This is a genomic window from Candidatus Aquicultor secundus, from assembly GCF_002791875.1.
Lineage (GTDB): Bacteria > Actinomycetota > Aquicultoria > Aquicultorales > Aquicultoraceae > Aquicultor_A > Aquicultor_A secundus.
The window spans coordinates 1,693-9,486 of sequence record NZ_PFNG01000036.1 but is presented as its reverse complement, the minus strand read 5'-3'; the positions used below and the strand labels follow the sequence as shown (position 1 = coordinate 9,486).

Here is a 7,794-nt window from a genome sequence, read left to right as displayed (position 1 = left end):
GGACCCTTGTTTAGTCACTTCAGAATGACATCTAGCGGACCCTTGTTTAGTCACTTCAGAATGACATCTAGCGGACCCTTATTTAGTCACATATTTAGTCACATGCAGTATTCACCGGCCTCTTATTTATTCTCCAGGTCTCTTCGAATCTCGTCGAAGAGGTCCGTATAGTATTCGCTCGTGATATCGCCTGTCCAGAATATCAGGGCGTCCTCGTAGTTATCCGTATAATATCCCTTACGGATACCCTTCATGCGAAAGCCGAATTTTATATAGAGGTGCTGCGCCTTGGTATTGGATTTGCGCACCTCAAGAGTCATATATTTGACGCCCCTCCCGCACGCGTAATCGATTGCCGCGAGTAGAAGGCAGGTTGCGATTCCCCGGTTCTGGTGGGAGGCATCAACGGCAACATTGGTTATATGGCCCTCTTCCAGAATATGGTACATACAGGTAAAGCCGATAATACGCTCCCCTATCTCGGCAACCAGGCACGTGTTGTGGTGACTGCCTATTACTTCACGCTGAAACGTCAGTTTGCTCCAGGGATTCGAGTGCGCCCTTCTTTCGATGTCGTGCACCTGATCGACATCGTTCATCGTCATGCGGCGGACTTCAGGTTTCATTACAAGCATTATAAAATTCACCCCCGATGACGTTTTTCCCATATTTCTTCGGCTTGAGACAGCCTGACGTAAATCGGCGCCAGCTGGTAGAGTTCGTCAAAATCGCGCGCCCTTATGCGCGGGCGCGCCACATTAATCAAATCCGAAGCCAGGGGCCACCAATCGTCCTCCGGGGCAAGTTTGGCTTTATCCCCTAACACCTGCACTAATACGTCTGAGTAGAGCTTCAACCCATCGCCGGCAAAGATGACACGCTCGTACCCCTCAAGCTGCAGTAGTTCGGCCAGCGCATCCGGAGCGATCGCCTTAAAGTTGGTGAAGCGGTTGACCGTATCCCCGGCCGACCGGTAAAACGCCGCATACACCTCGCCCCGTTTGGCATCTACTACCGGACAAATCAGGGCTCCTTCTTTTATGTTGCGCTGTGCAATCGCGTCCAGGCTGGATATGCCGAGTATGGGTACTTTTAAAAGCTGGGCCAGCGTACGGGCTATCACCATTCCAATCCTTAGGCCCGTGTACGAGCCCGGACCGCTGCCTATTATGACCGCTTCCACGTCTTGAACGGTTAATCCGGCATCCTTTAGAAGACCGTCTATTGCGGGCAGCAGCTTTGCCATATGCCCCCTCGGAAGCCAGGTCGTCGTCTCTGTTATTATTCTCTCGCCATCGCCTATCGCCACAGTCAGGACGGGGCTTGAAGTATCAAACGCCAGCGTTAACAACTTACTCTCTCACCAACCATTGATCGACTTTTTCTTGCCAGACATCACCCTGCGGGGTTACTTCAATTCGCCGAAATTCGTCATCTACCAGGCGCAATAGCCTTATATCAAGGCGAACATCGGGGAGAAGCTCTTCGATTTTATCGCCCCACTCAACAACCGAAACGCCATCGCCGTAGAAGTATTCGTCAAATCCAAGCTCCTCCATCTCCTCCGGTGATGACAACCGGTATACGTCAAAGTGATAAAGCGGCAAACGACCCATGTATTCCTTGATCAAGGTAAAGGTCGGGCTGGTAACCGGCTCATCAATCCCCAGGCCAACGGCAAGACCCTTGGAGAAAACCGTTTTACCGGCCCCAAGGTCTCCACTTAAATTTATAACATCGCCGCTAGATAATATGGGAGCCAGCTTTCGCGCCAGCTCCCAAGTCTCCTCAGGTGAATGCGTAATCACACTAAACATCGTTACTCACAAAGTCGTTATATAGGTCGACATATAAATCGTTATCTATAATATTATTAATATCATGATATTAATCATTTATGTCATTACATTAATTCACTGCATTAAACTTACGCTAGAACAACCCCATTTGCTCTACTTGTGGCTCCATGCCGATCTGTTGCTCCTGCGCCAGGTTATCCTTTGTTATATCTCCGGTTGTATCTTGGGCTTTCTCTTGTAGTTTTACGTTTTCCCCGACATATGCCTTAAGTTTCTTGAAATCTTCAGTTAACGGAACCAGGTTCGCACGCGAGTGAAGCGCCGCCGCCGGGTGGTAAATCGGCACCACCAACGAGCCGTCTTTGATGAATTTCTGCCCATGAACGCGCCCCATCGAAACATCCTTCATATCGAGGATAACAGATGAAGCAAACCGCCCAAGCGTAGCGATTACCTTGGGGTTTATCAGTTTAATCTGCGAAAAAAGATAGCGGTTCGTGCAAATATCGATCTCATCCGGTTTGGGGTCGCGGTTCTGCGGGGGCCTGCATTTTACGACGTTGGTTATGTAGACATCCTCCCGCTTGAGCCCGATGGACTCCAAAAGCTGTGTTAAAAGCTTACCCGCCGCACCGACAAACGGCTTTCCGTTCTTGTCTTCGTAGAAGCCCGGGCCCTCGCCGATAAACATGATGTCGGCATCCGGATTGCCATCGCCAAAGACAACCTGCGTCCGTCCCTGCTTTGCCAGAGGACACGACTCGCATCCCTTTGATTGTTCTTCTAAGCTAAGAAGGTCCAATGTTCTATCCCCTACTTACCCTACTTACCACATGTGCTGCAATTGCTGCTCGAGCAACTGCCGCATCCGTCGCCGAAACTCGTCTTTGAGCCGGACGAAAAGCCGAATGAAGAAAAGAGTTTCTTCACATCGGCGCACCCACAGCCCGGACACTCCGGAGTTCTGCCGTTAGAAGCGGACATTAATTTCTCGAACTTCGTCCCGCACTTATTACATCTAAACTCATAAATAGGCACTTACATCACCTAAAACCAAAATAGCATATAACCATATAGATTCTATCAATTATTATCCTAGTCTCGCTGCCAGTTCACCCGCACGAACTCGGCATCTTGCAGCCACTGGATCATGAGATTGCCATGGAACGCTTTTTCAAATTCCCTGCCGATGCGCTCGGCCAGCGAGACATCGGTTGTCTCTACTACAAGGCCATGGCCGTTTTCTTCCATATTGTAGACCCTGGCCGCGACGTTTCGCTGTAGTTGCCTGTCGGCGATATTGTTAATAAGGTTGATCGCTTCATCGAAGTGACATTTCAAAAAATCACCCTTAAGCGTCACAACACCATCGATTCTTCTCTTCTCGATTCTTTGATGCCCCGGGCAGAGGGTTACCTCCGCCCGTCTTGTTCGCATGAGCCGTGTGTGTTCCCCTTCGTTATATAACCACTTGGTTCCATCACTGACTGCCATACATCTTGAGCAAATTTTTGCACTCATGCTTCTACCTCCTTATGTACGCGGTCACCCGCGCTTACACATCCAAAGTAGCCTTTTTTGAACAATTCTTAAGCACTCTCTATGCTGTTGTCGTACCGTTTACGTTTTGCTGTAACCCACCCCTTTCTCTACATTTCAGCGTGTCATCTTTGGCCCGGCATACGTCCGCCGGTTCTTATTCCAACGCCTGCTAGTCATCCGCTTTTAGTGTAAACCCAAGCTCAACATCTTTATCCTTAACGCCGTTGGCTACGACCTTTGCGAAGGCTTTATAGTTTCCGGGCTGAACGGTGTTTCCTTGCTTATCCTGCATCGGCCACATCGCTGTAAATGACGTCGTTTCATGGGGCTCTAGCGTTACTTCTTCGATCATCTGCGCGAACATTCGCCCATCGGACCAAGTCCACACCGTTGCACCTGTCTTGTCTTCAATGCGGATGTCGAACTTTTGGCTGCTATTAAACACAAGCTCACGGGGCTTGGAACCTACATTTTCAACAGAGATGTTAAAATGTAGTAATTCTCCCAGCTTTATCGAATTCGATGGGATTTCAACGGAGATTTTCAGATAGTCTATTACCTTTTCGGCCTTGGTGTCACTTGCTACGACACGCGCCTCCTTATCACCAGACGTTTGCTTGCCCGGCGCCAAGCTAAAGGTTCTTTCGCTTCTAAACGCAACGGCGTATGCCAGCACGCCGATTAAAAATGCTGCAACAACTAAAACGACTATCCGCGATGCGGACATGTGCTACTCCTTATATACCCGTGGAACGCGCGCGTTTATCATGCACACAATCTCATAATTAATTGTGCCCAAAATCGAGGCAAGCTCATCGGCGCTGATTTCCTCGCCACCCTGCCTGCCGATCAACACCACTTCATCATCGGCCCCGGCAGTGGAGCCTGCGCCCAAATCGACCATAAACTGGTCCATACAGATATTGCCGACGGCCGGATACCTGCGGCCCCCAATCAAGACCTGCGCCTTGTTGGATAAAAGCCTCGAGTATCCATCTCCATAACCGGCGGGCACCGTCCCGACTATAGTAGCTTGCGCTGTCGTATAGGTCCTGCCGTAACTTATGCCTTCACCGCCCGCAAGCTCTTTTACGTAGGAGAGCCTGGCTTTCAACGAAAACGCGGGTTTTAAATCGATGCGTCCCTTCGTCGCCTCGGATGGATGAAGGCCGTATAACGATATTCCGATTCTCACCATGTCAAAATGTGAATCCGGATGCAGATATACCGCCGCGCTATTTGCCGCATGCTTTACCGGCGGGCATATCCCTTGGGATTCTAATTCTTCAAGAAGATCTTTAAACCTTCTTATTTGATAATTCGTGTAGTCGCTTTCGGGATTGTCGGCCTCAGAAAAATGCGTGAATATTCCTTCGACTTCAAGCTCTTTTAAACGGTTTATTTCCCGCAAGAACTCGGCGGTTCTCTCGGGCAAAAGACCGACCCGATTCATGCCGGTATCAACCTTTACGTGTACTTTTACCGTCGTGCCGCGATGTCCGGCTTCTTCCGCCAGAACCTGGGCCGACTTCAAGGTATACACTGTTGCCGTTAAACCGTGCTTAAGGATTACCGGAGCCGCCTCAGCCGCCGCCTCCGACAACACATGGATGGGCTGGGTAATGCCGGTTTCGCGCAAACGAGCGCCTTCGTCGGGGATCGCCACACCAAGGCACGACGCACCGGCATCACAGGCTGCCTTTGCAACCCGATCCGCGCCGTGGCCGTAGGCGTTCGCTTTAACAACCGCCATTATCTCGACATTGCCCCCGACAACATTCCGGGCCTCTTTTACATTGTGCTTGATGGCCGAGAGATCTATCTCGGCCCATAAAGGTCTCATTTCCATACCTTATAGATATCGTTCCTACCAGTAACCCTTACTTATTGCCTTAACGATATCGCCCTTCGTTATGATGCCGACAACCTTGCCGTCGGACATAACCGGAACCCTGCTTATGCCTTTGTCGACCATCAGGGTAGCGATATCCTCCAGGCTTGCATCCTCATTGGTGGTAATAACCTCGGTGGTCATAACATCACCCACCTTGGCACCCACCGCTTTCTTAAATTCTTCCTCAAACCGCTCAAGACTGCGCGGCAGGTAGATATATCCATCAAGAAGCTGGATATATGTGGGGAAATGAAAACGAACATCCTGCATGATCAAATCGCTCTCGGATACGATCCCGATAAGCCCGCCTTCATCATCAACGACCGGCGCGCCGCCGATGTTTCTCTTAACCAGCACCTCGGTAGCTTCCTTTACCGGCGTATCCTTGGTAAAAGTAACCAACCCCCCGGTCATTATATCCTTCGCTTTTTGCCGCACTTCAGCCATCTTTATTACCTCTCTTTATAGGGTCAAGGGTCCGGGGTCCGGCCTCTGGACCCTTTTACTAGCCTAAAATATAGAGAATCGCCTCGGGCAAGTAGTCGATAACATCCGATGCCATCAGGCAATACTCACTTATATCTTCAACGGCGATATCCGCGGATAAACCGTGTAGATACACGCCGACGGACGCCGCATCGTATGCGTTTAATCCCTGGCCCATGAATCCGGCTATAAAACCGGTAAGCACGTCTCCGGTCCCGGCGGTTGCAAGGCCGGGGTTACCTGTCGTGTTGAGTGTCGATTCATCGTTGATGCTGATAATAGTAACCGCACCCTTAAGAACCGCTATGACCCCAAACTCTATAGCAGCCCGTTTTGAAAAGCCGATGGGGTCGTCGAGAACCTCTTGCGTCGACACCTTAAAGAGCCGGGCCATCTCACCCGGATGGGGCGTTATAACGGTCTCTGCTTTCCTGACGCTCAGTATCTCTACGTGATCGGCGACGGCATTAAGACCATCTGCATCGATTACCATCGGCTTTTCTATATCCACGATAAGTTTGCGCACCAGCTCAACCGTTTGCGGATTGGCCGTAAGGCCCGGCCCTAGTGCGATGACATCATACTGCGCCGCAAGCTCGATCAACGAATCATAAGCATCCATGCAGAGGGTGCCGGCCTCTGTTTCGGCCTGCGGCCGCACGATTGCCTCGATTAAGGCGCTATGGAGCACCGGTGCGATACTCGCCGGAGGGGCGAAAACAACCAGCCCCGCCCCGATTTTATATGCTCCCCGCGCTACGAGAACGGCCGCTCCGGCCATATCCCTCGAGCCCGCAATTACCAGTATCCGCCCGACTGTATTTTTGTACGCGTCAACGCTTCTCGCCGGGAACAGGTCAAACACATCCAGCCTGTCCAGCGCCCTGAACCCACTATACTCGTCGACCAAACTTTGCGGAATACCGATGTCGGCGACTAAGTACTCACCGGTACGTTCAATGCCCGGGTGCAGGAGCATCCCGACTTTCGGCGCGGTAAATGTAACTGTAATATCCGCCCATATCCCGCTACCATACACTTTACCGGTGTCGGCCTCCAGGCCCGAGGGCATGTCAACTGAAAGGACCATCTTCCGGGATGCGTTAATGCGGTCGATAACCTCAGACGCCACCCCGCGCACCGCGCCTTTAAGGCTGAACCCGAAGATCGCGTCGACGACGAGGTCTGCCTCTATCAACCCCTCATCAAGCAGACCAAGGTCGGGTTCGGTGATAAGGTTGATTTCTTTGGGAAGATTATCGAAAGCTTGTTGCGCCGCCGGCGGAAAAGCATCTCTGTGTGCAAGTGAAAAAACGGTGATGGTGTATCCTGACGCTTTCAAAAGTCTTGCGGCGACAAATCCGTCACCGCCGTTGTTGCCTTTTCCGCATACGATCAAGATGTTTCCGAGGCGTGGCAGCATCCGCTCCGCCTCTTCGGCAACCGCCTGGCCGGCCCGTTCCATGAGCAATCCGGTGCTGAGGCCGAATAACGCTTCAGCTTGCTCTTCTATTATGAGCATCTCACGGCTCGTAACTACACGCAAATATTTACTCCGTTCCCACAGCTATCGCCGAGGCCACCGCCGATTCACGGCTAAATGATAGGCTTATAAATATATCGCAGATGCCCCTCTCACGAGCTACGGCAGCCGCATTACCGTTTAAGTAAAGATACGGCTTGCCCCACTTATCTCGACGAACCTCAAAATCGGTCCATTTCACTCCGCGCATACCCGTCCCAAGCGCCTTGAGAGCGGCTTCTTTTGCAGCGAACCGCACCGCAAAATGCAAATGCGGGCGGCGCTTGCTCAGGCAGTACTCGCGCTCCACCTGGGTAAATATGCGCTCCGTAAATTTTTTGCGCCGGCTTATTGCCTGTTCTATGCGGTTTACTTCGACAATATCGATGCCAATCCCTTTAATCATAATGCCTCATTTGCCGGCGTTGATTACCTTTATTCTATAGCAAATATCAGCATCAGAGAAGAACAGCGATTAGCGATTGGGTGTGGGTCGAGAGCGTGGGTTTTAGAAAGGCTATTGGCAAAGAAGGTCTTTAACTTGTATAACA

The 7,794-nt window shown here is 51.1% G+C and carries 11 protein-coding genes; all 11 read right to left on the bottom strand.

What is annotated here, in order from left to right; genetic code table 11:
* Positions 1 to 122: 122 nt before the first annotated feature.
* Positions 123 to 635 carry a ribosomal protein S18-alanine N-acetyltransferase gene (gene rimI / locus COY37_RS01340; protein WP_286677842.1) on the bottom strand — a complete coding sequence of 171 codons (513 nt, stop codon included), beginning with the start codon at positions 633 to 635 and terminating at the stop codon, positions 123 to 125.
* Between the two features lie 8 nt (positions 636 to 643).
* Positions 644 to 1,351 (bottom strand): tRNA (adenosine(37)-N6)-threonylcarbamoyltransferase complex dimerization subunit type 1 TsaB, encoded by a 708-nt coding sequence (tsaB, locus tag COY37_RS01335; protein WP_286677843.1) that lies wholly within the window; start codon positions 1,349 to 1,351, stop codon positions 644 to 646.
* A gap of 1 nt (position 1,352) precedes the next feature.
* On the bottom strand, positions 1,353 to 1,817 hold the full coding sequence (tsaE, locus tag COY37_RS01330) for a tRNA (adenosine(37)-N6)-threonylcarbamoyltransferase complex ATPase subunit type 1 TsaE (protein ID WP_286677844.1): 465 nt from the start codon (positions 1,815 to 1,817) through the stop codon (positions 1,353 to 1,355).
* 115 nt (positions 1,818 to 1,932) lie between these two features.
* Complete coding sequence (locus tag COY37_RS01325; RefSeq protein WP_286677845.1) at positions 1,933 to 2,601, bottom strand: uracil-DNA glycosylase; 669 nt, start codon at positions 2,599 to 2,601, stop codon at positions 1,933 to 1,935.
* Between the two features lie 20 nt (positions 2,602 to 2,621).
* Positions 2,622 to 2,837: an FmdB family zinc ribbon protein gene (locus COY37_RS11725; RefSeq protein ID WP_353682420.1), complete on the bottom strand. Its 216-nt coding sequence runs from the start codon at positions 2,835 to 2,837 to the stop codon at positions 2,622 to 2,624.
* 57 nt (positions 2,838 to 2,894) lie between these two features.
* Complete coding sequence (locus COY37_RS01320; RefSeq protein WP_286677846.1) at positions 2,895 to 3,320, bottom strand: BCAM0308 family protein; 426 nt, start codon at positions 3,318 to 3,320, stop codon at positions 2,895 to 2,897.
* Positions 3,321 to 3,510: 190 nt separating this feature from the next.
* On the bottom strand, positions 3,511 to 4,068 hold the full coding sequence (locus COY37_RS01315; protein WP_286677847.1) for a BsuPI-related putative proteinase inhibitor: 558 nt from the start codon (positions 4,066 to 4,068) through the stop codon (positions 3,511 to 3,513).
* Between the two features lie 3 nt (positions 4,069 to 4,071).
* The gene (gene alr, locus COY37_RS01310; protein WP_286677848.1) at positions 4,072 to 5,184 is read right to left on the bottom strand and encodes an alanine racemase; all 1,113 of its coding nucleotides are present in this window, start codon (positions 5,182 to 5,184) and stop codon (positions 4,072 to 4,074) included.
* Between the two features lie 24 nt (positions 5,185 to 5,208).
* The gene (locus COY37_RS01305) at positions 5,209 to 5,682 is read right to left on the bottom strand and encodes a CBS domain-containing protein (RefSeq protein ID WP_286677849.1); all 474 of its coding nucleotides are present in this window, start codon (positions 5,680 to 5,682) and stop codon (positions 5,209 to 5,211) included.
* Between the two features lie 58 nt (positions 5,683 to 5,740).
* A complete protein-coding gene (locus tag COY37_RS01300; RefSeq protein WP_286677850.1) occupies positions 5,741 to 7,267 on the bottom strand; it encodes an NAD(P)H-hydrate dehydratase in 1,527 nt (508 codons plus the stop codon).
* A gap of 4 nt (positions 7,268 to 7,271) precedes the next feature.
* A complete protein-coding gene (locus COY37_RS01295; RefSeq protein WP_286677851.1) occupies positions 7,272 to 7,649 on the bottom strand; it encodes a holo-ACP synthase in 378 nt (125 codons plus the stop codon).
* Between the last annotated feature and the right edge of the window lie 145 nt (positions 7,650 to 7,794).